Annotated in this window: 27 protein-coding genes and 1 tRNA gene; 13 read left to right on the forward strand and 15 right to left on the reverse strand. The window is 54.4% G+C overall.

The window, feature by feature from the left end; translation table 11 throughout:
• Nucleotides 1–3: 3 nt before the first annotated feature.
• Entirely contained in the window at nt 4–1,104 is a 1,101-nt protein-coding gene (locus tag KP708_RS01060) for an anhydro-N-acetylmuramic acid kinase (protein ID WP_252347330.1), read from the forward strand.
• A gap of 24 nt (nt 1,105–1,128) precedes the next feature.
• On the opposite strand, the gene KP708_RS01065 is transcribed toward KP708_RS01060, so the two are convergent.
• Together KP708_RS01065 and KP708_RS01070 are read right to left on the reverse strand one after the other, a co-directional pair.
• Nucleotides 1,129–1,551, reverse strand: a complete 423-nt coding sequence (locus KP708_RS01065; RefSeq protein ID WP_046900557.1) for a host attachment protein — start codon at nt 1,549–1,551, stop codon at nt 1,129–1,131.
• A gap of 40 nt (nt 1,552–1,591) precedes the next feature.
• Nucleotides 1,592–2,047, reverse strand: a complete 456-nt coding sequence (locus KP708_RS01070; RefSeq protein WP_215749867.1) for a hypothetical protein — start codon at nt 2,045–2,047, stop codon at nt 1,592–1,594.
• Here KP708_RS01070 and hemH point away from each other — a divergent pair.
• Nucleotides 2,018–3,049: a ferrochelatase gene (hemH, locus tag KP708_RS01075; protein WP_215749869.1), complete on the forward strand. Its 1,032-nt coding sequence runs from the start codon at nt 2,018–2,020 to the stop codon at nt 3,047–3,049. The two genes, KP708_RS01070 and hemH, sit on opposite strands and share 30 nt — an antisense overlap.
• A 59-nt stretch (nt 3,050–3,108) precedes the next feature.
• Here the strand turns inward: hemH and KP708_RS01080 are convergent, their stop codons facing one another.
• Nucleotides 3,109–3,480, reverse strand: coding sequence for a hypothetical protein (locus KP708_RS01080; RefSeq protein ID WP_215749871.1), 372 nt, complete (start codon nt 3,478–3,480; stop codon nt 3,109–3,111).
• A 269-nt stretch (nt 3,481–3,749) separates the two neighbouring features.
• On the opposite strand from KP708_RS01080, the gene KP708_RS01085 reads away from it, so the two are divergent.
• The 4 genes from KP708_RS01085 (at nt 3,750) to KP708_RS01100 (ending at nt 7,013) form a co-directional block, all read left to right on the forward strand.
• The gene (locus KP708_RS01085) at nt 3,750–4,028 is read left to right on the forward strand and encodes a hypothetical protein (RefSeq protein WP_215749873.1); all 279 of its coding nucleotides are present in this window, start codon (nt 3,750–3,752) and stop codon (nt 4,026–4,028) included.
• Between the two features lie 85 nt (nt 4,029–4,113).
• A complete protein-coding gene (locus KP708_RS01090) occupies nt 4,114–5,451 on the forward strand; it encodes a glycoside hydrolase family 68 protein (RefSeq protein ID WP_252347331.1) in 1,338 nt (445 codons plus the stop codon).
• Between the two features lie 201 nt (nt 5,452–5,652).
• The gene (locus KP708_RS01095; protein WP_215749875.1) at nt 5,653–6,405 is read left to right on the forward strand and encodes a hypothetical protein; all 753 of its coding nucleotides are present in this window, start codon (nt 5,653–5,655) and stop codon (nt 6,403–6,405) included.
• Nucleotides 6,402–7,013, forward strand: coding sequence for a hypothetical protein (locus KP708_RS01100; RefSeq protein WP_215749877.1), 612 nt, complete (start codon nt 6,402–6,404; stop codon nt 7,011–7,013). Before KP708_RS01095 ends, KP708_RS01100 begins: the two co-directional genes overlap by 4 nt.
• Before the next feature lie 2 nt (nt 7,014–7,015).
• Here KP708_RS01100 and KP708_RS01105 read toward each other — a convergent pair whose 3' ends face one another.
• The 8 genes from KP708_RS01105 to metK form a co-directional block, all read right to left on the reverse strand.
• Nucleotides 7,016–7,474, reverse strand: coding sequence for an NUDIX hydrolase (locus KP708_RS01105; RefSeq protein WP_215749879.1), 459 nt, complete (start codon nt 7,472–7,474; stop codon nt 7,016–7,018).
• 115 nt (nt 7,475–7,589) lie between these two features.
• Nucleotides 7,590–7,666 (reverse strand) — tRNA-Pro (locus tag KP708_RS01110).
• 59 nt (nt 7,667–7,725) lie between these two features.
• Nucleotides 7,726–8,421: a signal peptidase I gene (gene lepB / locus KP708_RS01115; RefSeq protein WP_215749881.1), complete on the reverse strand. Its 696-nt coding sequence runs from the start codon at nt 8,419–8,421 to the stop codon at nt 7,726–7,728.
• 121 nt (nt 8,422–8,542) lie between these two features.
• Nucleotides 8,543–9,448: an electron transfer flavoprotein subunit alpha/FixB family protein gene (locus KP708_RS01120; protein WP_211502388.1), complete on the reverse strand. Its 906-nt coding sequence runs from the start codon at nt 9,446–9,448 to the stop codon at nt 8,543–8,545.
• Complete coding sequence (locus KP708_RS01125) at nt 9,448–10,197, reverse strand: electron transfer flavoprotein subunit beta/FixA family protein (protein WP_202207014.1); 750 nt, start codon at nt 10,195–10,197, stop codon at nt 9,448–9,450. Before KP708_RS01125 ends, KP708_RS01120 begins: the two co-directional genes overlap by 1 nt.
• Before the next feature lie 106 nt (nt 10,198–10,303).
• Nucleotides 10,304–11,944 (reverse strand): electron transfer flavoprotein-ubiquinone oxidoreductase, encoded by a 1,641-nt coding sequence (locus KP708_RS01130; protein ID WP_202207015.1) that lies wholly within the window; start codon nt 11,942–11,944, stop codon nt 10,304–10,306.
• Between the two features lie 41 nt (nt 11,945–11,985).
• Nucleotides 11,986–12,681 carry a tRNA (guanosine(46)-N(7))-methyltransferase TrmB gene (locus KP708_RS01135; RefSeq protein ID WP_080951434.1) on the reverse strand — a complete coding sequence of 232 codons (696 nt, stop codon included), beginning with the start codon at nt 12,679–12,681 and terminating at the stop codon, nt 11,986–11,988.
• 4 nt (nt 12,682–12,685) lie between these two features.
• Nucleotides 12,686–13,870, reverse strand: a complete 1,185-nt coding sequence (gene metK / locus KP708_RS01140) for a methionine adenosyltransferase (protein WP_064275660.1) — start codon at nt 13,868–13,870, stop codon at nt 12,686–12,688.
• 287 nt (nt 13,871–14,157) lie between these two features.
• Between metK and KP708_RS01145 the strand changes: the two genes are divergently transcribed.
• Nucleotides 14,158–14,955 (forward strand): SDR family NAD(P)-dependent oxidoreductase, encoded by a 798-nt coding sequence (locus tag KP708_RS01145; protein ID WP_046900570.1) that lies wholly within the window; start codon nt 14,158–14,160, stop codon nt 14,953–14,955.
• Nucleotides 14,956–14,979: 24 nt separating this feature from the next.
• On the opposite strand, the gene dapB is transcribed toward KP708_RS01145, so the two are convergent.
• Both dapB and KP708_RS01155 read right to left on the reverse strand, forming a co-directional pair.
• Nucleotides 14,980–15,726 carry a 4-hydroxy-tetrahydrodipicolinate reductase gene (gene dapB / locus KP708_RS01150; RefSeq protein ID WP_215749883.1) on the reverse strand — a complete coding sequence of 249 codons (747 nt, stop codon included), beginning with the start codon at nt 15,724–15,726 and terminating at the stop codon, nt 14,980–14,982.
• 45 nt (nt 15,727–15,771) lie between these two features.
• Nucleotides 15,772–16,152: a helix-turn-helix domain-containing protein gene (locus KP708_RS01155; RefSeq protein ID WP_202207018.1), complete on the reverse strand. Its 381-nt coding sequence runs from the start codon at nt 16,150–16,152 to the stop codon at nt 15,772–15,774.
• A gap of 93 nt (nt 16,153–16,245) precedes the next feature.
• Here KP708_RS01155 and KP708_RS01160 point away from each other — a divergent pair, with 93 nt between their 5' ends.
• On the forward strand, nt 16,246–16,851 hold the full coding sequence (locus KP708_RS01160; protein ID WP_202207019.1) for an FMN-dependent NADH-azoreductase: 606 nt from the start codon (nt 16,246–16,248) through the stop codon (nt 16,849–16,851).
• A gap of 4 nt (nt 16,852–16,855) precedes the next feature.
• Here the strand turns inward: KP708_RS01160 and KP708_RS01165 are convergent, their stop codons facing one another.
• Nucleotides 16,856–18,034 (reverse strand): globin domain-containing protein, encoded by a 1,179-nt coding sequence (locus KP708_RS01165; protein ID WP_215749885.1) that lies wholly within the window; start codon nt 18,032–18,034, stop codon nt 16,856–16,858.
• Nucleotides 18,035–18,113: 79 nt separating this feature from the next.
• On the opposite strand from KP708_RS01165, the gene KP708_RS01170 reads away from it, so the two are divergent.
• The 5 genes from KP708_RS01170 (at nt 18,114) to KP708_RS01190 (ending at nt 24,547) form a co-directional block, all read left to right on the forward strand.
• Nucleotides 18,114–18,584 carry an Rrf2 family transcriptional regulator gene (locus KP708_RS01170; RefSeq protein ID WP_215749887.1) on the forward strand — a complete coding sequence of 157 codons (471 nt, stop codon included), beginning with the start codon at nt 18,114–18,116 and terminating at the stop codon, nt 18,582–18,584.
• Between the two features lie 135 nt (nt 18,585–18,719).
• Complete coding sequence (locus KP708_RS01175) at nt 18,720–19,616, forward strand: fructose bisphosphate aldolase (protein ID WP_215749889.1); 897 nt, start codon at nt 18,720–18,722, stop codon at nt 19,614–19,616.
• 124 nt (nt 19,617–19,740) lie between these two features.
• Nucleotides 19,741–20,304, forward strand: a complete 564-nt coding sequence (locus KP708_RS01180) for a histidine phosphatase family protein (protein ID WP_215749891.1) — start codon at nt 19,741–19,743, stop codon at nt 20,302–20,304.
• Between the two features lie 148 nt (nt 20,305–20,452).
• On the forward strand, nt 20,453–21,604 hold the full coding sequence (gene lldD / locus KP708_RS01185) for an FMN-dependent L-lactate dehydrogenase LldD (protein ID WP_215749893.1): 1,152 nt from the start codon (nt 20,453–20,455) through the stop codon (nt 21,602–21,604).
• A 147-nt stretch (nt 21,605–21,751) separates the two neighbouring features.
• Nucleotides 21,752–24,547: a DUF4132 domain-containing protein gene (locus KP708_RS01190; RefSeq protein ID WP_215749895.1), complete on the forward strand. Its 2,796-nt coding sequence runs from the start codon at nt 21,752–21,754 to the stop codon at nt 24,545–24,547.
• 149 nt (nt 24,548–24,696) lie between these two features.
• On the opposite strand, the gene dnaJ is transcribed toward KP708_RS01190, so the two are convergent.
• Entirely contained in the window at nt 24,697–25,839 is a 1,143-nt protein-coding gene (dnaJ, locus tag KP708_RS01195; RefSeq protein WP_215749897.1) for a molecular chaperone DnaJ, read from the reverse strand.
• Nucleotides 25,840–25,841: the final 2 nt, after the last annotated feature.

The raw sequence follows: 25,841 nt of genomic DNA on the forward strand, positions 1-25,841 counted from the left end.
CTGATGTCTTTCGAGAATATGCAGTGGGCCATTGGTCTCATGAGCGGCACGTCTCTTGATGGGGTGGATGCGGCTCTGGTGCAGACGGATGGGGAGCGGATTGCTCAGTATGGGCCAGCCGTGACGGTTCCCTACGACTCTGCTTTGCGGGCTCGGCTGCGCCATTTGCTGGATCATGCTGCACATCTGGCAGAAGAGGATCCGGATATTCTGGCTGCCGAACGGGACGTAACGCTACGGCATGTGGATGCTGTTCGGGAGCTTATGAAGCTGGCTCCAAATATTCGCCCTGATATTATTGGCTTTCATGGGCAAACTGTCCTGCATCAACCCGAAAAAGGGCGAAGCTGGCAGATTGGTGATGGAGCGCTTCTTCAGGCGGAGTGTGGCGTCCCGGTTGTTTATGATTTCCGTGCTCGGGATTTGGAATGTGGTGGTGAGGGCGCGCCATTGGTGCCCGTTCTGCATGCCGCACTTTTGGAAAGCGAGATGCAGTCTGTCGCTGTTCTGAATATTGGTGGCGTGGCAAATGTCACCTTGCTCGGGCCAAATATAGAAGGGCAGCGTCAGGTCTGGGCGTGCGATACCGGGCCGGGAAATGCTCTTCTGGACGACTGGGCGGAGCGCCACACTGGCGTTGCGTGTGACGTCGATGGCGCGTTAGCGAGAAAAGGAAAGGTAGACCGAGCTGTTTTAGAAAGCTTGCTGGCAGTGCCATATTTTCAGCGTGAAATGCCAAAGTCGTTGGACCGTTTGAGCTTTCACGCTTCTGCCATGCAGGCCGTTGAAACGCTTTCTGCTGAAGACGGCGCTGCGACACTGCTGGAGTTTACGGTTGAAGCGATTGCTCGAACACCCATGCCGGTCAAATCAGCAAAGTGGTTTGTCGCTGGAGGGGGACGCCACAATCCGGTTTTGATGGAGCGTTTGCGCTCACGTTTGGGATGTCTGGGATCCGTCGATGATCTTGGATGGGACGGAGACGCACTGGAGGCCCAGTGCTTTGCACTTCTGGCCGTCCGTTATGTACGTAATCTTCCTTCGTCGTGGCCACAGACGACTGGGACGGAAAAGCCTTGTGTGGCAGGCCGATCAGCACGCTGAGCGGTCTGCCTGTCTGCTCGGATTTTAGACTGATGCAAGTTCCGGCCAGCCCGTTTCCGGACGGTCCAGATGCTTCAGCAGTTCATGATCCGGGGTATTCGTAAGATCTTTTGTCAGGCTTTTGAAAAGCTTCTTGGACGTCGGCTTGTCTAGGCTTTCACGGATGTCGTGAAGAGACTGTGCCGGAGCTATAAGAAGGATTCCCTCAACATTGCTGTCCTGTGCAGCCTTGTTGATGTGAGCCGCCAGATCTTTCGCGAAGTGCGTCTTGAGCTGCTCCTTCGGGCTTGTATGAGCAGCCTTGAGCGAACCTACATCCTTGGCTGCGTCTGAGCCCTTATGGATATCGAAGTTTTCGATGGTTCTGAGCTGTGAGCCTTCCAGACGAAGGAAACGGGCCTTCTCACCATCGGCGACGACGTAGATGACGGGGTCTTGGGTTGCCATTGTATCAGATCCTTTCCCGATCAATCAGATTGGTCGGAACTTAAACGTGACTGAGAGGCAGGGGTTGCCCCGTCGAAAGAGGATTTCGCGATTCTTCGGAACCTAAGATTTTGATAAAAAAGAATAATTTTTGGAATTGATTATTTTTTTGACGTTTGGATGAATTTTTCTCTTGAATACCGACGGCGATATGATCACTCTCAGTATTGAACCCACGGAAAACTTTCCCAGAGGGTTCAAGGAGGCAAATATGGCTCTGATGAATACTTTCATGCCGTATATCGGATCGATCGGTGCTGTAATGGCGGTGATCTTTTACAATGCTTCCCGCCGGGTTGAACAGCCAAGTCTTTCCTATGCACGTGTAAAGCGCCGACGATAGCGTCCCGAAAGGGACGCGCATCCCTCGGTTAATGTGTTTTTTCTCTTTCGCCATTTGTAGCCCTGTTTCACACTGAAGGGTACTATGGCCTTCTTTTTCAAAAAACCCCAACATGCCTCTCCTCCTCAGGGACGGACAGGCATCCTACTTCTCAATCTCGGCACACCTGATGACACCAGCTATTTGGCGGTGCGTCGGTACCTGAGTGAGTTTCTCTCCGATCGGCGCGTTATCGAAAGTTCGCCGCTGATTTGGCAGCCCATCCTGCAGGGCATCATCCTTACCAAACGACCTTTCGTCAGCGGTGCAAACTATGCACGAATCTGGGATCGGGACGAGAATGCCTCTCCGTTACGGGTCTATACCCAGCGTCAGGCTGAGAAGCTTCGCCTTCGGTTAAAAGCAGACGGTGTCCCTGTTGAGTGGGGCATGCGCTATGGCCGCCCATCTGTTGCGCAGGCTGTTGAGAGCCTGATGGACCAGGGATGTGACCGTATCGTCAGTATTCCGCTATATCCGCAATACTCCTCAGCAACGACCGCCACGGCTAACGATCAGCTTTTCCGGGCATTGATGAAGCTGAGAAAGCAACCTGCTGTTCTGACGGTTCCGTCTTTTCCGGATCATCCGGCCTTTGTGCGGGCCTTGGAAACATCTGTGTTGAAGACGCTGGAAAGCCTTTCCTTCAAGCCACAACGAATTGTGGCGTCGTTTCATGGATTGCCAAAAGTCTGCATCGAAAAGGGAGACTCGTATCAGGACGAATGTGTTCGTACGATCGTTGCCTTGCGTCAGGCCTTAGGGCTTTCTGAAGAGCAGATGCCGCTGACGTTCCAGTCGCGCTTTGGGCCGCTTGAATGGATTCAGCCTTATACGGCTCCTTATGTGAGTGCTCTACCGAAGCAGGGCATCACGAAAATTGCAGTTATCATGCCGGGCTTTATGGCGGACTGTATTGAAACACTGGATGAAATTGGGAATGAGCTTCGAGAAGAGTTCATGGAAGCGGGCGGCGAAGAATTTGCTCTGGTGCCCTGTCTGAATGATTCAGACGAGTCGATTGACCTTCTGGAAGCATTGTCTCGTACAGCCCTGAGAGGGTTTGGAGTGGGTTGAGACTGTTTCGATACTTATGAAAAAGGCCCGGCTGGTAACAGCCGGGCCTTTTTTTGTTTTTAGTGCTGCGGCCCCTGAGGAGCTGGCGCATTCGTGCTTGGCTCGGGGTGTTCTGCGTCGTACCACTGAGCCTTCTGGTTCACGGACGTCGCATCGTGGTGGCTTTGCCACCAGCCACCGGTATTCGGGGCAGCTGGATGCTCTTTATCCCACAGAGCAGCCTTTTCGCGCAGATCCTTGCGATACAGATGGCGGCGATACATGCCAGCGGCGCACCCACCAACGGCGCCAATAACACCATGGTGGTTGGCCAGATGTCCGCCTACGGCACCGGCTGCACCGTACTTGATGCAGCCGCCCGGTTCGGCGAGGGCCGGGGTAGCGGTGAGGAGGGCGGCCAGAGCCAGAGCAGAACGCATTGAGCGTGTCATGGAAGTTTCGTCTCTCTTATCGGTCTCTTGGGAGAAAGAGACTTTCTGAATGTCGAAACTAGGTATGTGGGGGGAAGGTTTCAACTCTCTGGCGAGCAGAGATGGTTTTTAGGGTTGTGTTGCGGCCAGGTTTTTCATATAACTGTGGCATTGAGCCATAAATCGTTAGGCAGATGGTTCAATTATCAATATCAGAAAATGATTTTCATAAGAGGCTGACTCCACGACGGGGCAGCCTCTTTTTTTATGAGCCTATTAGGATTTCAGGCGTGGATATTTCGGGTTTTGATCTTTCGGGTCTGCTTGCTGACATTCCGGCCCGCTATGAACTTTGGGTGGCTCTGCTGATTATTGGCTGCAAGCTGATAACGGTTTTCTTGCCTCCTCCACAAAATACATCACGGTTCGGCGGAATTTACCGCGTCATTACCCTTCTGGGGCTGAACTTTGGTTGGGCTGCCAATCGTCTCGAGCGGCAGGTCGGTAAAGTGACTTCAGCTTCTGGGAGTGGAGAAAGCGTGAAGAAGGACGCTTCTCCTAAAGCGTAAAATACTCTGGCTCCTGAATTACTAGGAATTTTTTCCTGAGAGCCAGGAATTTTCAAATACTTATTCAGTATGGATCAGTAAAATTATGAATGCTATTTCCTCCCAGTCTCTGGTGCAGGCCAATTTTTCGCGTCCTGTTCCTGCCAAATATCCTGTTTCTCGCTGGACGATTGCGGATGCGCTGAAGGTTCGTACAGACGATCCGACGACGACCATGCCGCTGATCGATTACCAGTTTCCACTTATGTCCAATGACGTGATGATCTGGGACAGTGGGGCGCTGCGTGACATGCACATGCGTACCGTCACGTTTAAAGGCTGGTTCGTCCTGTGGTCGCTTGCCGTGGACAAGATCGACAAGACCAACGCCAAGATTTACGACGAATGGCACTCCCGCAATGACCGCGCTTATATCGGGTACTGGTATAGCCGCGATGGTGTGGAGTGGACCTGGGGCGGCCGACTGTTCCAGATCTCTGCCGATCTGCGCCCGTGGGAATGGTCCGGTTCTCTGGTAATGCGTGAGGACACCGAGAACAAGGTGGACATGTTCTACACGTCCGTCGGTGCGCCTGATGGCAACTCTGTTCCGGCGGTCAGCTCCGGCACTATTCATGCAGATGATAAGGGTGTCTGGTTCGACGGCTTCGCCACAAGCACGGAAATGTTCAAGGCAGATGGTGTTCATTACGCCAATGCGTCTGAAGATCCATATTTTGATTTCCGTGATCCGCAGCCGTTCATCAATCCGGGCGATGGCCAGCTCTATACGCTGTTTGAAGGCAACGTCCCCGGTGCGCGTGGTCAGTTTGTTATCGGCACGGATGAAATGGGTGCTGTTCCGCCTGGATATGCGGTGGATGCCGGCGCACAATATGGTGCAGCAGCGATCGGTCTGGCCCGGTGTGTCTCCGGCTGGCGCAAGGGGGATTATTCCCGGTGGGAACTGATGCCTGCTCTGGTAACGGCTCTTGGCGTGAACGATCAGACCGAACGTCCCCATTTCGTTTTCAAGGACGGTCTGACCTATCTGTTCACGATCAGCCATCATTCCACGTACACGGGCAAGAGCACGGGGCCTGATGGCGTTTATGGCTTTGTGTCCGAGAAGGGTATTTTCGGCCCATACAAGCCCCTGAATAGCTCAGGGCTTGTACTTGGTAATCCGTCTTCGCAGCCGTATTCGACGTATTCGCACTTTGTGGATGCGGAGGGCTATGTTCAGTCCTTTATCGATACCATTCCGGCTGCCGGTCAGAATGCAGAAAATCCAGATATTTACCGGATTGGCGGTACACTGGCACCGACGGTTCGTCTGGTTCTGGATGGTGATCGGACATTCCTGACAGAAGTCCATGATTACGCGCAGGTTTTTGCCCAAGCTGCGTGGCCGGCCTCGCTGGCATATGACGTCAGAGCCTGATTGTCAGAGGCTCAGGTTAAAAAGACCTGAGATTTTTTGATAAGGCGTTGATGAAAGCCACTCCTTTATGGGGGTGGCTTTCATTTTTTTCGGAGCGTTTTGGCATGTGCCTTGGCTTTGCTTCGATCGGAACGAAGAACTCCCTGCAAATACGGCATGCCGCTCTGGTTTCTTCATTCTCTGTTCGTGGAGTGTTGATGAGTGATTGAGCGTAGACTGGGCAAGTTGCCTCCGCGTCATGATGTACGAACCTATCGGCTTTCGCCTGTTCTGACGGCGCGGGTTCCAGACGTTCCAGAGCACCAGGACTGGTCCCAGGGGGTACCCTATCAGATGTGGGGTAATGATCAGTTCGGATGCTGTGCTTTTGCAGCTCATGCGGCTTTGACAGCAACCTGGACAAAAGTGGCCCAGGGGCTGGTATTGCTCTCTAGCGAACAGGTTCTTCAGAACTATGGCGCTGTCACGGGATTTAATCCAGTAACGGGTCAAAATGATAATGGCACGATTTTGCTGGAGCAGCTGAAATATTGGAAGAGCAATGGATTTGTTCGTCCGGGACAGACACGAGATTATCTGACGGCTTACGGTATTATTGATTCCCATTCAGTGAGCGGCATCAAGCGCGGTATTTCCTATCTGGGCGGCGTCTTGGCAGGGGTGCAGGTTCCGCGCGGGTTCATGAGTCTCCCATTAGGTACCGATTGGGATTGGGATGCTGTGCAGGATCACGTTTTTGTCGGAGGACATGCTATCGCGCTGACGGGGTACACACCTGACGGTGTATTTTTCAATACATGGGGCAGCCGGACCTTCATGCCGTGGAATACGTTCCTGAAGATTTGTGATGAGGCCTATGGGCTCGTGAGCAGACAGAACTGGCTCACGGTGCAAGGTCTTTCGCCAAAATCTGAAGACGTACAGGCCCTTGTTGCTGAAATGAGCGCAGCATGAAGCCGATATATTTTTTGCCTGTATGGTTGATGCTTTCAGGATGTGTCTTTGGTTCTGGTGAACAGACTTCGGTGAGTGCAGCTTTGGCCGGTGTTCAGAAGGATCTGGCTAAAGCTGGTGTCGTGAGTGTTTCCGAGGTTCAGGACTGGTCTGCAGAGCAGTCTCACCGCTTTGATGGGAACGTGCGTGCCCTACAATGTTCGCAACACACTCTGGACCCGGTTGTTGCGCTTGTTTCCGGGCCAGTGACAATGCAGCTAAATGGTAGTCTGACGCAGTCTGGTTCATTTTCTGTATCTGCACTGACAACTGTGCCTGTCATTGGCATTGCCGCAGATGCCAGCCGTTCAAAGACGCAGCAGTTGAGTTTGCCTGTTCAGTTCGTGCCATTGTCTGCTCTTCCGGACGCGGAGATGCAGCGTGAAGTCGAATATGCCGGCGCTCTGCTCGGGCAACCCGGCGATGTTCGCGATAAAGAGGCTGGCAGAATTCTCAATGCGCGGCAGGCCTTGTACACGCATATTCACGGTCTTCAGGCTCCGGAAATTCTAGCGGAATGTCAGCCGAACCAACCTTTGCATCCCTTTGTCGGGCTGAAACCTCTTTGAAATCAGGGGAGGTGGCCTGACAGCGCCGTAGTCAGGAGATCGAGCAGACGTTCCGGAAAAATGATTTCGGTCGTCTGTTCCAACTCACGTCTAGACCACCAGCAGTGGCCCTTGAGAACGTTCTTTTCGTTGGGCGTCCAGCCGGAAGAGGAGAGCGTGGTCTCTGGCGCACGAAGGGCAAAAAAGTGCTCGTCAGCTAAAACAGTTTCACCATTCGCGAGCGTCAGGACGAATGTTCTCTGACCAATCTCAGAGCTGAGAAAGGGCGCGTTTAATCCTGTTTCTTCGTGCAGTTCGCGTTTTGCCGCCTGAACAAAATTTTCTCCATCCTTCAGGCTTCCGCCAGGCGTGGACCAATAACTTCGCCCAGCCAATGCGCCTGAGGAGTGAAAAAACCTGAAGAGAAGGACGCGATCCTGCTGATCCAGAACCAGTAATCGGGCCTCGGGGCGTTGACGCATAGCAAGTCTCCCGAGAACTGTTCGGGCCATGATTTTTGTATATGAAATGAGCGCACGGCTAGAGCGTCAAGTAACTACGCTCTGATCAGATTTTTCTGATAATCCGTTTATCGGCTGGTCGGAGTGAGAGGATTCGAACCTCCGGCCCCTGCGTCCCGAACACAGTGCTCTACCAGGCTGAGCTACACTCCGGCCGACGGCGCTTCTCCTACCGGGAATTTGCTTTCGTGGCAAGAGGATGGAGTGAAAAATCAGATGGGAAGCAATATTCTCTTGATGCTTCTCCACGAGAATAGAACAGTGATTGCGTGACCCTGAAGATTCCAGACTGGGAGCAGCCCTACACCACCTTCTGTTACGGGAACACGAGAGTCAGCTGAATTATCCCGATTGTCCCCCATGACGAACAATCTTTCTGCCGGGACCGCAAATTCGGGCATGTTATCAAGTGGCCCATGGGCGGCCAATTTGATGATGTCATGGCGTAGTCCGTCAGGAATCGTTTCTTCATAACGTTCGCCGGAATGCGCTTGAGCACGATCTTCCTGATCAGGGCCCTCGTCTTTCCAAGCCAATATTTTCCCATTCAATACAATTCGACCGTCTGTTAGTGCTATTCTGTCTCCAGGCAGGCCGATGACGCGTTTGACCCATGTTTCATGAAGAGTTGCAGGGGCTCTAAAGACAACAATGTCGCCCCGGTGCGGCAAGTGACCAAAGATGCGTCTTTGCGTAACTTGGGCGAATGAGGAGCCAAAGGGTAGGGATGCTGTGCTCAGGCCATAAGAGGGTGCAGAAACAATAATTTCGTCACCGATCCTCAGGGTCGGTTCCATCGACGCTGATGGAACAATGTAAGCTGCACCGAGCGCGGTATGGATAAATAGCACACCCATAATTGGGGGCAGCGCAGCTAGAATTTTTTGGAAGATCTGACGGTATTTCATTGCGGTCTCTCCATGGCCGGAGAGTGCCATACGGCAGGCGTTCCGCAACTTAAGCCTTGGACAGGCTATGTCAGGAAAATTGCAGGTGACCCGTCATAAGAGGGTCACCTGCAAAGACGTGTTAGAGAGCTTTTTCAAGTGCTGGAAGCACTTCGAACAGGTCGCCCACGATACCGTAATCGGCAACGCGGAAGATCGGGGCTTCAGGGTCTGTGTTGATGGCCACGATCACGCGGCTGTCCTTCATGCCAGCCAGATGCTGGATTGCGCCAGACAATCCGACAGCGATGTAGAGTTCTGGTGCCACGATCTTGCCGGTCTGTCCGACCTGCATTTCGTTCGGTGCAAAACCAGAGTCCACCGCCGAACGGGACGCACCAATTGCGGCATTCAGCTTGTCAGCAATCGGCTCAAGCAGCTTGAAGTTGGCTGCATCCTTCATGCCTTTGCCGCCAGAAATTACCACCCGCGCGGATTCCAGTTCCGGACGATCGGACGCTGACAACTCAACCTTCACGAAAACTGACTTTTCGCTGGCTGGGGCTTCCAGTGTTTCGACCGCAGCAGAACCGCCATCCTTTGGAGCAGGATCAAAGCTGGAGCTGCGAATTGTCAGAACCTTGATGCTGTCGGCAGAACGAACGGTTGCCAGTGCATTGCCGGCGTAGATCGGACGCACGAACGTCTCGGCGTCCTTGATCTCCACAACGTCCGGAACAGGCTGCACGTCAAGCAGGCCCGCCAAGCGTGGCAGGATATTCTTTCCACTTGCTGAGGCCGATGCCACGATGTGGCTGTAGTCCTTTGCAATGGACGCCAGAAGGTCGGCGGCAGGCTCAGCAAGATCCGTGGCCAGAGCCGGCACGGACAGAACCCGCTTTACCCCAGGAAGGGCTGCGGCTGCGCTGGCACCTTCACCAAAAACGATGGCGTCTACATCGCCAAAGCGTGCGGCGGCTGTCAGGGCTGAACGTGACGCCTGACGAACTTCACCATTCTCGACTTCGAGCAGAACAAGAGCGGTCATCAGATCACCTTCGCTTCTGTCTTGAGCTTTTCGACCAGTTCGGCCGCGCTCTCAAGCTTGATACCTTCCTTACGTTCTGCCGGCTCTGCGACAGATATGACGGTCAGGCGGGAGGCCAAATCAACACCGAGATCGGCAGCCTCAAGCGTTTCAAGTGGCTTCTTGCGAGCTTTCATGATGTTCGGGAGGGACGCATAGCGCGGCTCGTTTAGGCGCAGATCGGCCGTCACCACGGCGGGAAGCATCAGGGAGACAACTTCCGTACCACCGTCGATCTCACGAGCGACTTCAATACGACCGTCCGCCACAGTGACTGCACTAGCGAACGTGCCTTGAGGCCAGCCGAGCTTTGCAGCCAGAATCTGGCCGGTTGCGTTCATGTCATCATCAATGGCCTGCTTGCCCATGCAGACAAGACCCGGCTGTTCACGTTCGACAATGGCTTTCAGCGCATTGGCGACGGCGCGAGGCTCAAGGGTGTCATCTGTTTTGACCAGAATGGCCCGGTCTGCACCCATGGCCATTGAGGTACGCAGAATGTCCTGCGCTGCTTGAACACCAATGGTCACCACAACCACTTCGGTTGCCACGCCTTTTTCGCGTAGGCGGATGGCTTCTTCCACCGCAATTTCATCGAACGGATTCAGGGACATTTTCAGTCCCTGCGTTTCGACACCACTACCATCGGCCGCTACACGTACCTTGACGTTGTAATCGACCACCCTTTTGACTGGGACCAGAATTTTCATCGTGATCTTTCGCTGCTGACGCCGCTGGAAAAACGGCCGCCACCGTAGCGGAAATGGATCAGGAAGTCACATTCCGGTCAGGAAGCGGCCCGTCTGTTTAGAGGATTTACATCCCGACAGGGTAGTTTGGGCCGCCACTGCCTTCTGGCGTGCACCATTCAATATTCTGCGTCGGGTCCTTGATATCGCAGGTTTTGCAGTGGACGCAGTTCTGCGCATTGATGCGCAGCGACCAGTCATTGTCTCCACTCTTTTCCTGCTCATACACACCTGCGGGGCAGTAACGGCTTTCCGGTGCGTCAAACACGTCATGATTGACGGTGCGCCAGATGGCTTCGTTACGCAGCTTCAGATGGACAGGCTGGTTTTCTTCGTGATTTGTCGCACTTAGGAAAACCGAGCTAACACGATCAAAGGTCAGGACATTGTCTGGCTTCGGATAGTCGATCTGCTCGCACAGCGCCGCTGGACGTAAAGTCTCATTGTCTGCGTGCGGATGATGTAGCGTCCAAGGTGCGCGGCCGCGCAGAATCATGCTGTCGATGCCAGCATAGAGCGCGCCAGCCTTCATGCCCCACTTGGCGAAAGCCGGACGGATATTGCGGACATCGCGCAATTCGGACCAGAGCCAGGAATTGCGGACGCGCTCTGTCAGGCTTGAAGCTTCAGTACGCTCGGTCTGGAGCGCTTCGGCTACAGCCTCGGCGGCCAGCATGCCGGACTTCATTGCTGTGTGCGTTCCCTTGATTTTGGGAACATTCAGGAAGCCTGCCGAATCGCCAGCCAGAACACCGCCGGGGAATGTCAGGCGGGGAATGGACTGAAGCCCACCTTCCGAGAGCGCACGGGCGCCGTAGATCAGGCGCTTTCCACCTTCAAAATGTTCCCGGAATGCCGGGTGCAGCTTCGTGCGCTGCATTTCCTCGAAGGGGGAAAGGTAGGTGTTACTGTAGTCGAGGCCTGTCACGAAGCCGTAGCTGACCAGATTTTCCCCGAAATGATAGAGCCATGCGCCACCGTAGGTGTGGTCGTCCAGTGGCCAGCCAAAGCTGTGCTGGACGAGGCCGGGACGATGCTTTTCCTTCGGGATCTCCCAGACTTCCTTGATGCCAAGGCCGTAAGTCTGGGTATCGACATCCTTGCGTAGGCCAAAACGCTTCATGGCATGAGCGCTCAGGGATCCGCGTGCGCCTTCGGTCAGGATTGTCTGTTTGGCACGCAGGATCATGCCGGGCGTGAAGTTGGAACCATGCGTGCCATCGCGTTCGATGCCCATGTCGCCCGTAATGACGCCAGCAACGCGATTGTTCTCAATGAACAGTTCAGCGCCCGCAAAACCGGGGTAGATCTCAACGCCAAGCGCTTCTGCCTTTTCACCCAGCCAGCGACAGACTTCCCCCAGAGACACCACATAATTTCCGTGGTTCGCCATATGGGGCATGACACGATCCAGATAGGGAATCTGAATGGCGCGCTTTTCCGTCAGGAAAAGCATGCGCTCTTCCGTGACTTCCGTGTTCAGGGGCGCACCGAGTGAGCGCCAGTCTGGCAGGAGTTCCTCAAGAGAGCGAGGCTCAATGACCGCACCAGACACGATGTGCGCACCGATTTCGCTACCCTTTTCGATCAGGCAGACCGAGGCGTCCGGAGCCACCTGTCGCAGCCGGATAGCCGCGGACAGACCGGCGGGGCCACCACCGACCACCACGACATCGAATTCCATTTCTTCGCGTTCGATCTGGGTCATGATGTCAGGAACTCACTGTAGTCAGATAAAGGGACGGCGCCTCAAGGGCGCCGGGTAAATGTCCAGTAGAAAGGCTGTCGACCTTCCCGGAAGGCTTTGGCCTCATATCGGGTTGGGGACCATCCTTCGGGACGTTCCGTTTCCGGAGGCGGTGCATCAAACAGATCCTGTTTGCCCATCACTTCCGTCACCCACTCCTGATAGACCGGATGATCGCTGGCGACGCGCCAGATGGCTCCAGGTTTCAGAACGCGGTGAACCTCCTTGAGGTTTTCCGGGTGGATGAAACGGCGCTTCGCATGGCGTGACTTGGGCCATGGATCCGGAAACATCAAATAGGCCCGATCCAGGCAATTGTCCGGCATATCCTTCAGGAGTTGCCGAGCGTCTTCTGGCCAGATCCGGAAATGAGGCGGAGGCTCGGCTGTCTCGTCCTGTCCTTCTGGGACAAGACGCGACATAAGCGAGCATAAGCCGTTCTCGAAAACTTCAGAAGCAATGTACCCGACATCCGGGTTCATTTCAGACTGGGCAGCGGCATGCTCGCCGCCACCAAATCCGATTTCGAGAAAAACGCGCGATACAGGCGTAGAAAATCCGGCTGTCGGATTTTCAGCAGACGCAAATGTAAAGCGCGGCAGCACGTCTTCGAGAAGGCGCTGCTGTCTGGCCCGGAGCGGATGGCCGCGTTGGCGGCCGTAAAGCCGCTCCGGCTGGGGTTTAAGAGACTGTGTCAGGGTCTTACCTGTTCAGTGCGTTACGGAGGGTGTCGACCAGATCTGTCTTTTCCCACGTGAAGTTGTCCAGAGCCTCGTTCGGTACACGACCGAAGTGACCATAGGCAGACGTCGGAACGTAGATCGGACGGTTCAGGCGCAGGTGCTTGCGAATGCCGCGCGGAGACAGATCCACAACTTCATTGAGGAGCAGGCCAAGGCGTGCTTCGTCGATGTCCTTGCCCGTGCCATCGAGGTCCACATAGACCGAAAGAGGCTTGGAGACGCCGATGGCGTAGCTGAGCTGGATCGTGCAGCGATCTGCAAGGCCAGCAGCTACAACGTTCTTGGCAAGATAACGCGCAGCATAGGCAGCCGAACGATCAACCTTCGTGGGATCCTTGCCGGAGAATGCACCACCACCATGAGGGGCTGCACCGCCGTAGGTGTCCACGATGATTTTGCGGCCGGTCAGGCCTGCATCGCCATCCGGGCCACCGATGACGAAGTTGCCCGTCGGGTTCACATAGAACTCGTCTTCCGGGCAGCTCCAGCCATTCGGCAGAACGTCATTGACCACGCCGCGAAGCGTTTCGCGGATCGTGTTCTGGCTCATGCCTTCAGCGTGCTGCGTGGAAATCACGACAGACGTGACGCCAACCGGCTTGCCATCGACATAACGCAGCGTGACCTGGCTCTTCGCATCCGGAAGAAGGCCAGCGCCGCGGGCGTCGCCGTTCTTGCGGTAGTCGCGGATACGCTCAAGGATCGTCTGGGCGTAGAACAGCGGAGCCGGCATTAGGTTTTCGGTTTCGCGCGTGGCGAAGCCAAACATGATGCCCTGATCGCCAGCGCCTTCGTCCTTGTCGCTGCCGCTGTCCACGCCCTGGGCAATGTCAGCAGACTGTGCGTGAAGGTAAGACGTGATGTCAGCCGTCTTCCAAGAGAAGCCAGCCTGGTCGTAGCCGATGTCCTTGATGGCCTCACGGACGCGGTCGATCAGCGTGTCTTCGACGGCCTCGGGGCCACGGACTTCACCGGCCAGAATGACACGGTTCGTGGTGACCAGCGTTTCACAGGCAACGCGGGCTTCCGGATCGGCTTCAAGATAAGCGTCCAGAACTGTGTCGGAGATACGGTCTGCCACCTTATCGGGATGGCCCTCGGAAACAGATTCAGAGGTGAACAGGAAATCGCCGTGATTGCGCACTCAGGGACCTCGCAGGGAATGAGTGGTGAGAAGGGCTGCAGACGTCATGACGAACGGATGCAGCATTCAGGAGAGGCACGGCTTGGCGGAATTGAACGCAGGGGTCAAGGGGCTTAGGAAAACTTGGACATTTTTTCTGTGAAATCCAAAGGGAAGTCTTTGGAAAATCAGGAAAACCGACAGGAGTATTCACGTTTTCTCATGGTGCGAAATCAGGGGGAGACGACCGCCTTCGATCTCGATATTGTGGGCCGCAGGTGAAAGCACCGTATTTTCATGAGGCACCAATGGCGTACGTCGTAAGTTTCTTTAGCGGTAAAGTCTGTCTTGTTACGGGGGCCGGGGGCAATATTGGCCTCGCGACTGCACTTCGGCTGGCAGAAATGGGCACGGAAATTGCTCTGCTCGACATGAATCCGGACGCTCTGGCCAAGGCGGAAGCCGCTGTGCGGGAGAAGGGCGTGAAAGCTGCGTCCTATGTCTGTGACGTCACATCCGAGCAGTCAGTGATCGATGTCGTCGGCCGCGTTGTCGAAGAGTTTGGAAAAATCGATTTCCTCTTCAACAATGCCGGATATCAGGGTGCCTTTGCCCCAGTTCAGGATTATCCGTCCGAAGATTTCCCGCGTGTTCTGAGCATCAATGTCACAGGCGCCTTCCATGTGATGAAGGCTGTCTCACGGCACATGATCGAGAACGGTTACGGTAGCATTGTGAATACTGCTAGCATGGCCGGTGTAAAAGGACCGCCGAACATGGCGGCTTACGGGGCATCCAAAGGTGCCATCATCGCCCTGACGGAAACTGCAGCCCAGGATCTGGCGCCCTACAACATCCGCGTTAACGCCATCAGTCCAGGTTATATGGGCCCTGGTTTCATGTGGGATCGACAGGTGGAGTTGCAGGCCAAGGCCAACACGCAGTACTTCTCCACCAATCCTGAAGAAGTTTCCAAGCAGATGATCGGTAGTGTGCCGATGCGTCGTTATGGCGATATCAGCGAAATCCCAGGTGTGGTGGCGTTCCTTCTGGGCGACGACTCCAGCTTTATGACGGGTGTGAACCTCGAAATCTCGGGCGGCTAACCACTAAATACTTCGCCGAAAAGATCAGTCTTTCCGGCGAAGAACATCTGCCATGCCGTAAAGGCCAGGAGGCTGATGGGCCAGCCAGCGTGCAGCCATCAGTGCACCGCGGGCGAAAACCCGTCGATCCAGCGCACGATGAGACAAAGTGATCTGCTCGTCGGCTGCCATGAAGAGAAGATCGTGCTCACCCACAATCTGTCCCCCCCGCAGTGACGCAAACCCGATAGCGTTATCTGGTCGTGCCCCATTCTGATCCAGACGAGCGACATCCTCGAACGCTACGTTTCGTCCCTCGGCAACCGCGCGTCCGATGGCGAGAGCGGTGCCAGAAGGTGCATCGACTTTCTGACGGTGATGGATTTCTACAATTTCTGCATCATAGCCCGGCAGCCCTGCGCCAAGCTGCTTCGCGAGCTCCAGAAAGAGCGTTAGGGCCGGGGAGAAGTTGGCAGCCTGTAAAACCGGAATATGTTTTGCAGCCTCGCTCACGGCAGCTTGCGCCGTAGCGTCAAGGCCGGTCGTTCCAAGAACCCATGGGCACTTTGCCGCTGTGAAGGCTTCTGCGTGGGTTGCTGCGGTTGAAGCATGGCTGACGTCGATAATGACGTCGCAGCGCGTCGCTAGTTCTGCCGGGTTAGTGGTGATGCTGCGTGCTGCATCTGCGTGACGGGACAGCCCGCCAGCCAGGGAGTCTCCCGCTTCTTCGGCGCAGAGAGCGCCCAGACGTCCAGTGATGCCAGCAATACCGATGCGGGGAGAAGTCGTCATAATCCGTGCCTGACCGTCAGAAACTATTGGGCGCAACCTAAGGGATTATTGGCGTGCGTCAAAACGGAGGCGGGCATTTTCAATCTGATCCCGGTGTGTGACAGCCCAGCGCCCAAAGGCTTCTGTGATGCTTTGCAGGGAGTGGCCAAGATCCGTCAATTCGTAATCCACGCGGGGCGGAGTAGTGGGGGTGACGGTTCGGGCGACCAGTCCATCGCGTTCCAGATTTCGCAGGGTCAGCGTAAGCATGCGTTGCGAAATGCCTTCGATGGATCGTCGGAGTTCACTAAAGCGCATGGAGCCGTCTCCCAGCATCCGCACGATCAAGATGCTCCACTTGTCTCCAATACGCGCCAGAATGGCACGGACAACGGCGCATGTGTCGCTTTCATGAGCTTCCGGAGGGGGAAGGGTACTAACATCCATGTGCCTATGATCCCTGAATGTGCCGTCTTGCGGAGGTGCAGAAAAGGTTTCTTATCATGTGCTAGTTACGATCAGGAACCGAAAGAAACTCCAATGAAACTGCTGCATATCGATTCCAGCATTCTTGGCGGATATTCCGCAACCCGCCAGCTGAGTGTGGCGATTGTGGACCGCTACCGTCAGAAGCATCCGGATCTGGAGGTTACGCCCCTTGATCTGGCGGTGAACCCGCTTCCTCACCTGGACGGCGAAGCTCTGTCTTTTCTGGGCAAGGACCTTACGGAAGACGCTGCCTCCAACAAGGATCTGGTAGCGGGCGCGAAAGCTCTCTCCGATTTTAAAGAGGCCGACATTCTCGTACTCGGTGTGCCGATGTACAACTTTGGCATTCCAAGCCAGCTTAAAGCCTGGATTGATCGCATTGCCATTGCCGGACAGACATTCCGCTATGGTGCGGATGGTGTTGAAGGGCTTGCTGGCGGTAAGACCGTCATTCTCGCTGTTGCTCGTGGGGGCATCTATTCGGAGGGTACGCCGCAGGCAGCCTTCGAGCATCAGGTGGCCTATCTCAAGGCCGTCCTCGGCTTCCTTGGTGTCACGGACGTGAAGGTCATTGAAGCAGAAGGTCTTGCAGTCAATAGCGGCAATGATCGCCCTCGCATCCTTGCGGAAGCGGAAAGCGCCATCGCCGCCCTCTGACAGATCAGTCTGTTACGCCGGTATCCGGTCCAAACGTCTCATAACGCAGACGATTGGCTGGGATGCCGGCCTTTGAAAGATCCTGAATCATATCGCGCATGAACCCGGTCGGACCGCACAGATAGCAGATGGCTTTCTCCGGAATGCGGGCTGCGACCCATGCCGCATCCGGGCGACCCTCAACAGAGGTCAGACGCGTATGAAGCGTAATCGGGTTTTTCGCTTCCTTGGCGAGGCTGTTCAGTTTCCCTGAAAACGGTGCGGCCGTTTCGGAATGGGCAATCTGAATAACGCTGACGGCGGGCGAGCCTAACTGCGCGGCCAAAGACTCGATCATTCCAATCATGGGCGTGATCCCAATCCCTGCACAGATGAAGGCAATCGGCGCATCGTTTTTCTCCGGTAAGACAAACTCACCTGCCGGCGGCGATAGTCGAACCTGATGACCTTTGCAGTCCGGACTGTTGAGCCATGTGGAAACCACACCGTTCGGAACGTGGCGCACGCTGATGGTGTAGGAATCGTGGTTGGGGCGCGATGTGATGCTGTAGTTACGTCTGGTCTGCCCATGTCCCGGAATATTCAGATCCACACCCAGATATTGGCCGGGGATAGCCTGAATGATGGTTTTGCCGTCTGTAGGCTTCAGTTCCAGCGTCGTGACATTGTCGCATTCGCGCGTTGCATTGATGATCGTGAAGTCGCGCCAGCCGGTCCAGCCGCCTTCGGCATGTGTGCTGGCGTCATAAAGCTGGCCTTCCCGGCCTATCAGAATGTCAGCCAGAGCCCAGTAAGCACGGCCCCATGCATCCAGAATTGCAGGGGTCGCCGCATCTCCCAGAACATGCTGGATCGCACCGATCAGAGCCGTGGCAACATGTGGGTAATGTTCTGGGAGAATTTCCAGGCTGACATGCTTCTGGGCAATGCGCTCAACCGCTCCACCCATCACTCCGAGATTATCGATGTTCCGGGCATAGGCCAGGACGGCCATGGCGAGCGCGCGTGGCTGCGTTCCTTTGGATTGATGGGTTGGGTCAAACATCTCAGCAATGGCCGGATCAGCCAGAAGGCGGCGGTACATCTCACTGGTGATGTCGAGACCATGCGCTTCGAGGGCCGGAATGGTCGCCTTGATGGTGGCAATGACGTCTGGCGTGAGGCTGCGGTCGGAAGAGGACATGATGGGTCTTCTTAAAGGTGTATAATAAATACATCTTTAAGCGCGTGACTTCTGACTGTCAATCTGCCAGAGGACTCGTATGCGCCTGACCCTGCATACCGACTATGCCTTGCGGACCCTGCTCTACATCGGGGCACGCCCGACCGTGCGCGTCTCCATTCGCGAAATTGCCGAGGCATACGGCATCTCGGAAAACCATCTGGTGAAGGTTGTGCATCGTCTGGGGCAGGGGCGTTTCATCACCACCGTACGAGGTCGTGGCGGTGGCCTGACGTTGGGCCACCCGGCACAGGACATTGGTGTGGGAGAGGTCGTCCGGTTTACGGAAGACGATATGATGCTCGTGGACTGTGAGGGCCGGGCAGATGGAAGCCGCGCCTGTGTTCTGTCTCCCTCCTGCCGCTTGCGTGGCGTGCTGGGGGAGGCGCTTTCCGCATTTCTGGCCGTGCTCGATCGCTACACTCTGGCAGATCTTCTTCAGCCTGCGGATCTGGCCAGACTGTTTCCAGAATTAGCCGAACCCCCGTCCAACAATATTGAAAAAAACTGATTTCCCTGCCGCTCCAGCAGGGTTGAACCGCGTCCTTTGGGTGATCCGTGCAATGTGATTGGAAGAGTCTCCAATCCCGCGCGAAGGTCAGTCGTTACTTCTGGTCATGTGACTGAAGAAAAGGATGTAGTGTTCATGCCTGATGCAAAAATGGCCGAGCAGGTGTCAAAAACTCCCGGATTTATCGCGGCTCTTGATCAAAGCGGCGGATCGACTCCCAAGGCTCTGGCACACTATGGCATCGGGCCGGATGCCTACTCGAACGACGCGGACATGTTCCGTCTGATGCACGAAATGCGCGTTCGCATCATTTCCTCTCCTGCTTTCCAGAGCCACGAGGTCCTTGCTGCAATCCTGTTTGAGAAAACAATGGATGGCACGGTCGAGGGCACGCCAGTGCCGTCCTATCTCTGGAAAACCTGTGGGATCGTCCCGTTTCTGAAGATCGATAAAGGTCTGGAAGACGAAAAGGACGGCGTTCAGCTCATGAAGCCCATTCCAGGCCTGGATGAACTGCTGGAACGAGCGGCGAAGCTTGGCATTTACGGTACCAAGGAACGGTCAGTGATCCGTCTGGCCAATCCTGCTGCCATTAAGAGCATTGTTCAGCAGCAGTTCGATATTGCAGCGCAGGTGGCATCGCACGGACTCGTCCCCATCCTTGAGCCGGAAGTCCTGGTGAAGAGCTCGGAAAAGGCTGAGGCTGAAGCGCTCCTTGAAGACGCTGTTCTGAGTGGACTGGAAGCACTTCCGGGAGATTATCCGGTTATGCTGAAGGTGACGTTGCCTGAAAAGCCGGACCTGTATGCCCGCGTGATGAAGCATCCGCGCATGCAGCGTGTTGTCGCGCTTTCAGGCGGTTATCCTCTCGATGAAGCGTGCCAGAAGCTCAAAGCCAATCATGGCATGATCGCCAGCTTCTCGCGGGCTCTCGTGGATGATCTGCGCGTTTCACAGTCCGATCAGGCGTTCAATGAAACCCTGAGCAAGGTCGTGGACAAGATTTACGACGCTTCTGTTCACAAGGTCTGAACAGCGGCTTGAGAGGCGGGTGAGCATACGAATCATTCGCCTCTGATCCAGAAATTTCAGCAATCCAGCTTCGGGCTGGCAAAGGGCTTTTAGTTACTGAAAGCCCATAGGGAAGGCATGCGTCATGAGCACCACCCTCTGGCTAATTCGCCACGGCGAAACAGAATGGACCATCAGCGGCCAGCATACGGGGCGTACGGATATTGCCCTGACAGAAAACGGACGTAAGCAGGCGCTGTCTTTGAAGGGCCGTCTGGAACACCAGAACTTTGATCGGGTGTTCACCAGTCCGCTTCAGCGGGCGCATGAAACCTGCGTTCTTGCCGGGCTGGGCGAGCAGGCTCAGATCGAGCCTGATCTCATGGAATGGAACTATGGCGTGTACGAAGGGCTCACCACGCCGGAAATTTTGAAAGCCGAGCCCGACTGGTCTTTGTGGACGTCTGACGTGGAAAATGGCGAAACGGCCGCCCAGGTTCAGAAACGGGTCAGTGGCTTGCTGGAGCGGCTGACGGCACAGGGAGGAACGATTGCCCTGTTTGCGCACGGTCATATTCTTCGCAGCTTGATTGGTGTGTGGATTCATAATGATGTGCGGCTTGGTGAAAATCTGGCCCTGGATACGGCATCAGTGTCTGTTCTTGATGTTCATCGGGGCGCACGCGTTTTACGCAGGCTGAATGCCTGATCGGCAAGGATGAGGAGCCAGTGCCGCGTTCCTGCCGGGAGTTTTGTGCAACATAACGTCAGGGCAGACGATAGTGCCTTGGTTGTCATCAAACAGGCTGGCAGTCTCCCGTTCATTGAAGACGATGAACACTCATGGGAGCTGCCAGATGATTATTTCCTCAGCCACTGATTATCGTGAGGCAGCCCGACGCCGTCTGCCGCCTTTTCTGTTCCAGTATATTGATGGCGGTTCCTATGCAGAGCAGACAATGCGGCGGAACATCACAGACCTTGCAGATATTTCCCTACGGCAACGCATCTTGAAAAACGTGTCCGGTTTGACGACCGGGACTGAGTTGTTCGGGCGCAAACTGAATATTCCTGCGGTTCTTGCCCCTGTTGGACTGACGGGCATGTATGCTCGTCGCGGGGAAGTGCAGGCAGCAAGGGCTGCGGCGCGTAAGGGCATTCCTTTCACGTTGTCCACAGTATCTCTGTGTCCCATCGAGGAGGTGCAGGGTAGAAGCCCGGTGCCCATCTGGTTCCAGCTTTATGTTCTCAAAGACAGGGGATTCATGAAGAATGCCCTGGAGCGCGCGAAAGCTGCTGGCATTACAACTTTGGTGTTTACCGTAGATATGCCGACGCCGGGTGCGCGTTATCGCGATGCTCATTCGGGAATGTCCGGCTCCCATGCCAACATCCGGCGTTACCTTCAGGCCGTGACCCATCCTATGTGGGCTTGGGATGTGGGTCTTCGTGGCAGACCACACGATTGGGGCAATATTTCGCGCTATCGCGGAAATCCAACCAAGCTGGAAGATTATATCGGCTGGCTCGCTAATAATTTTGATCCGTCCATTAGCTGGAAAGATCTGGAATGGATCCGCGAGTACTGGGATGGCCCCATGATTATCAAGGGTATTCTCGATCCTGAAGACGCCAAAGATGCTGTCCGTTTTGGTGCGGATGGCATTGTTGTTTCCAACCATGGGGGCCGTCAGCTTGACGGTGTTCTTTCCAGTGCCCGGGCACTTCCGCCGATTGTGGATGCCGTGAAGGGCGACCTGAAAATCCTGGCAGATTCAGGCATTCGATCCGGCCTCGATATCGCCCGGATGGTTGCGATGGGGGCGGATGCTGTTCTGCTGGGGCGCGCCTTCGTCTACGCGCTTGCTGCCGGGGGCCAGAAAGGTGTGGAGAATGTGCTCGACGTCATGGAAAAGGAACTGCGCGTTGCAATGACCCTCACGGGTGCGAGCGCTGTTTCGGACCTGACATCAGAAAGCCTAGCGCGTTTGGTTCCGGAATTTTTCTGAATTTTTGCTGGCAGGCGCCGCATAACTTGCGGCGTTGTTGGTACGATCCATAAATATGTATTACTGTCTAATTAAAGAGTTGGATCGAAATAGATCTCTATACATTTAAAAATTTATACTAATTGAAATCCATGCCCGGGAAAGACAATGCCCCAGACTGACCTTCTCGACACAGACGTCGCACTAGCACGGATGGTTCTGACCGAGGTCGGAATTCTCGAAAATCAATTGATCCTCTGGATGACGGAGATGGAAAAAATTGATGGGCAAATTTTCTGGAAACTCAATAATGCATGGGTCGAACGCCATAAATCAAAAATCGCATCGTATTACGGAATTATTAAGCAGCCACTTCTCGATAATATAACCATTCATCATGTTCCCCTAACAACATGTATGGCGGGAGAACTCTTGGGAATTGGAAGTCTTCCTCGTCCTCCAAACTGGTTCCGGCGATACGCGAAACAGGAAACTAGCCATACGCTTGGAATAGAAACGTCACGGTTATTTCCATCAAAGTATAGATTATCGGAAGCTGCTCCGCTTCATGCGGCGAAGCGTGGAATGGCCAGTTATATGCGTTTGTTCAGGAGTTCGGGGCGTAGCCTTCCTAATGAACGATGGTTCGATCAGGCTCTTCTTGATATTGAAGATATGAGCCGGGACTTTCCACATCTTCTGTGGGTTGCGCGTGAGGGGGTAATTCGAGAAGATCCGGCTTCTTCAGTCAATGATATGAATAGTCGGCTTGAGCTTTTTCAGGTTCCCGATTCACCAAAGCCTTCCGAGAAAACACTGGCACGGTTTTCTACTCGATTAAGTGAACCAGGCGGAGATCTAGATCTCGATTTTGCGAGATTTTTTTTGCAGGAATATGGAAAGATTTCTGAAATTTATCGAAGGCATTATAATGTACTTAGTGTACCGCCCCTGTATCGTGCCGCTATTTTCCCACGCTTTGTACAACTGATTAATCTGGTTTTTTCGAAAACCGGTTCAGTCATTAAGGCGGCTGAAGCACTCATCCAAAATCCCGATCTTTATATTTTTCGTCCTGGACATCCGGAAAATACGGGTGTCATGTCGTTTGGACAATTCCATCGCCTGCGAACAAAGCTTCCTGCCAAGAAGCGACTCCCGGCAAAGTCGTCATGTTGTGAGAGTTTTTCTGACAAGCCGGATATTACAATATCCATCTTTCCTGGCTGTCTTTGTATGGTTGCTGCAGCGAAAGAGTCATCCGATGTCTCATGGTTATTGTCTCTGTGTACACAAGCTTTGAAAAAAGAGGATGTTGCGAAGTTTAATCGCCTTGTAGCAACTGTTGGAGAACTTGCCACGATTGATGCCATTCGTGGACTTGCACGACTTCGATTCCAAGTCCGGCATTCGACGATGTTAGGTCAGTTGAACGCGGCTCTTGCATATGCGGCGTCGGCATCCGGGCTGACGACAGTTGAAGCAGAGGAACTTATTGCGCTGCAATATGGGTTGAATGAATCTCATTGTCGCATGGATGAATTATCTGATGGCCTCAAAGTGGTTTTGAGCCTAACGGGTTCAGGTCAAGGTGTGATCCACTACGAAGATGCAGAAGGTAAACATTTAAGCAGGCTTCCCGTTATGGTGCGTAAAGCCCCGGGAGTTGAAGCGATTTTTCGCGCGGCAAGAGCAGACGCAAAAATGCTGACAGTCGATATGTCCATTCACCGTCTGAGGTTGGAGCGGTCGTGGCTGACGGGGCAAACTTGGCTTTACTCCGTGTTTCAGGAGCGTTGGCTTTCTCATCCCGTTCTCGGATGGCTCGCGCGGCGCCAGATATGGCTTGTTGCTGAACCAGACGGGACGGTGGTTTTCACCTGCCTGTTTGGGGACAATGGGGAAGTATACGACCCCGATGGAAATAAGCACCTTCCCCTTAAGGCCGGAGTACTTCTGAGCTTGTGGCATCCTCTTCATGGTGAAGGAAAAGATGCTGACGGAAAATCTATTGTTGCACGCTGGAAAGAAACTCTGGAACGATTGAAAATCAGCCAGCCAATTCGCCAAGCCTGGCGGGAAACATACACACTTACTCAGGCAGAGCGTGAAAGCTCTCCGGCATCCTATCGCTATGCTGGACGAATTTTAAATCAGGCTCAGGTGGTCGAAGTCGGGCGCAAAAGAGGATGGCGTATCCGCAACCTTTCTCCTCATATACCATCATCCGAAAGCGCTCCCTGGACGTTCGGGCTCCCTGCGCATGGTATTTATGCTGAAATAAGAACCGGAGGTGTAGGGATCAACGATCTTGAACATGGTGCCGGGACTTTTACTCACGTCATGACCGACAGAATCAGGTTCTGTGTTCTGAAAGATCAAGGAAACTGGCTCTATGACGGAGGCCGTAAACTGACTGAGATGAAAACGCCGCTTCGTCTTGGCGATATCTCTCAAGTCGTGTTTTCCGAGATCATGCGTGATGTTGATCTGATGGTCAGCACGGCTGCGAGCAATCTTTCCTTTGACCTGGAAACGATCTCGTCCATTCCAGATCTCGGGGTATGGCGCCGCCAGTCGGGTCTGGCGAACATCTCCATATCAAATGAATCACACTTCGGCGGCCTCGCTCAAAGTCGCCGTGAGGCAATTGTCTCTTTATTGCCGTCGTTCAAAGCTAGGGACGCGATTAGTGTTGACGGAAATTATGTATTTATAAACGGCGTTCGGCATAATTATAAAATTAATATCGGAACCGGTGATGTAATGGTTATTCCCTATAATCGTCATCTTGTCCTGCGGTCTGATATTGGGAAATTTTCATATGATGAAAGTTCTGAGTATATACCACTGCATGATGACGATCAGTTGGATTTAATTCTTAATAGAATCACGATGCTTTTAAAAGATAATCGTATTCGTGATCAGGATATTCTGGCCCAGTTGGCGTCACTGTCGGATTGAATTTGACACTGCGTTTAATCTGAAACTGGTCTGGTATTATTTCAACTCTTCAAAGCGACCGTTAGTTTTTTAATGGAAGACAACTGTCGTGGACAGCTATGAAAAAAGCATAAAAAAACCCCTCCGTTTCAGGAGGGGTTTTTCTGTTATCAGCGACCTTCGAAGAAATCACGGACCTTGGCAAAGAAGCCGCTGTTTTCAGGGCTTGCCTTGGCGTGATCGTCACCCGCTTCTTTCTCGAACTCTTCAAGAAGTTCGCGCTGGCGCTTGGTCAGGTGATGCGGTGTTTCCACCGAGACCTGAATGTACATGTCCCCACGGGCCGAAGACCGCAATACGGAGAAGCCCTTGCCGCGCAGGCGGAAGGTTTCACCTGTCTGCGTCCCTGCAGGAATGCGGACACGGGTGCGACTGCCGTCAATGACAGGAACCTCAACCTCTGTCCCCAGCGCAGCCTGCGTCATGCGCAGCGGAACGCGGCAGTAGATATTGGCGCCGTCACGCTGGAAGATGTCATGCGACAGGACCGAGACGTGCACGTACAGATCGCCGGGCTGTACACCTTCTCCCCCAGCTTCACCGCGGCCTGCCATGCGGATGCGTGTGTCATCCTCAACGCCAGCCGGGATTTCGATCTGGAGGGTCTCAGTCTTTGCCTGCGTGCCTGTACCCTGACAGACCTTGCACGGATTGCGAACCGTACGGCCTGACCCATGACAGGTGGGGCAGGGACGCTCAACAAGGAAGAAACCCTGCTGCGCGCGGACTTTACCCGCACCGTGGCAGGTAGCGCAGGTCGTGCTGCCACCACCGGCATCCGCGGAGCCAGAACCATGACAGGATTCACAGGCAACGCGCGTGCGGACTTCAACGCTCTTGGTCACGCCGGAGAAGGCTTCAGTCAGACTGATTTCAACCTGAACCTGAACGTCAGCACCTGTACGACGTCCGCCGCCACGGCGGCCACCCATCATGTCTCCGAACATCTGGTCAAAGATGTCCCCAAGACCACCAGCGCCGAAACCACCAAAGCCTCCGCCGCCGCCCATTCCACCCATGCCGCCGTCAAAGGCTGCGTGTCCGTACTGGTCGTAGGCTGCGCGCTTCTGCTCGTCCTTCAGGACGTCATAGGCTTCGTTGATTTCCTTGAATTTCTGCTCGGCTGCATCATCACCAGGGTTACGATCCGGGTGATAACGCATGGCCTGCTTGCGGAAAGCTTTCTTCAGCTCATCTCCGGAAGCAGTACGCGAAACTTCGAGGCTTTCGTAGTAATCGATCTTCGTGGCCATGA

It is taken from the genome of Gluconobacter sp. P5H9_a (assembly GCF_018812085.1).
Classification (GTDB): domain Bacteria; phylum Pseudomonadota; class Alphaproteobacteria; order Acetobacterales; family Acetobacteraceae; genus Gluconobacter.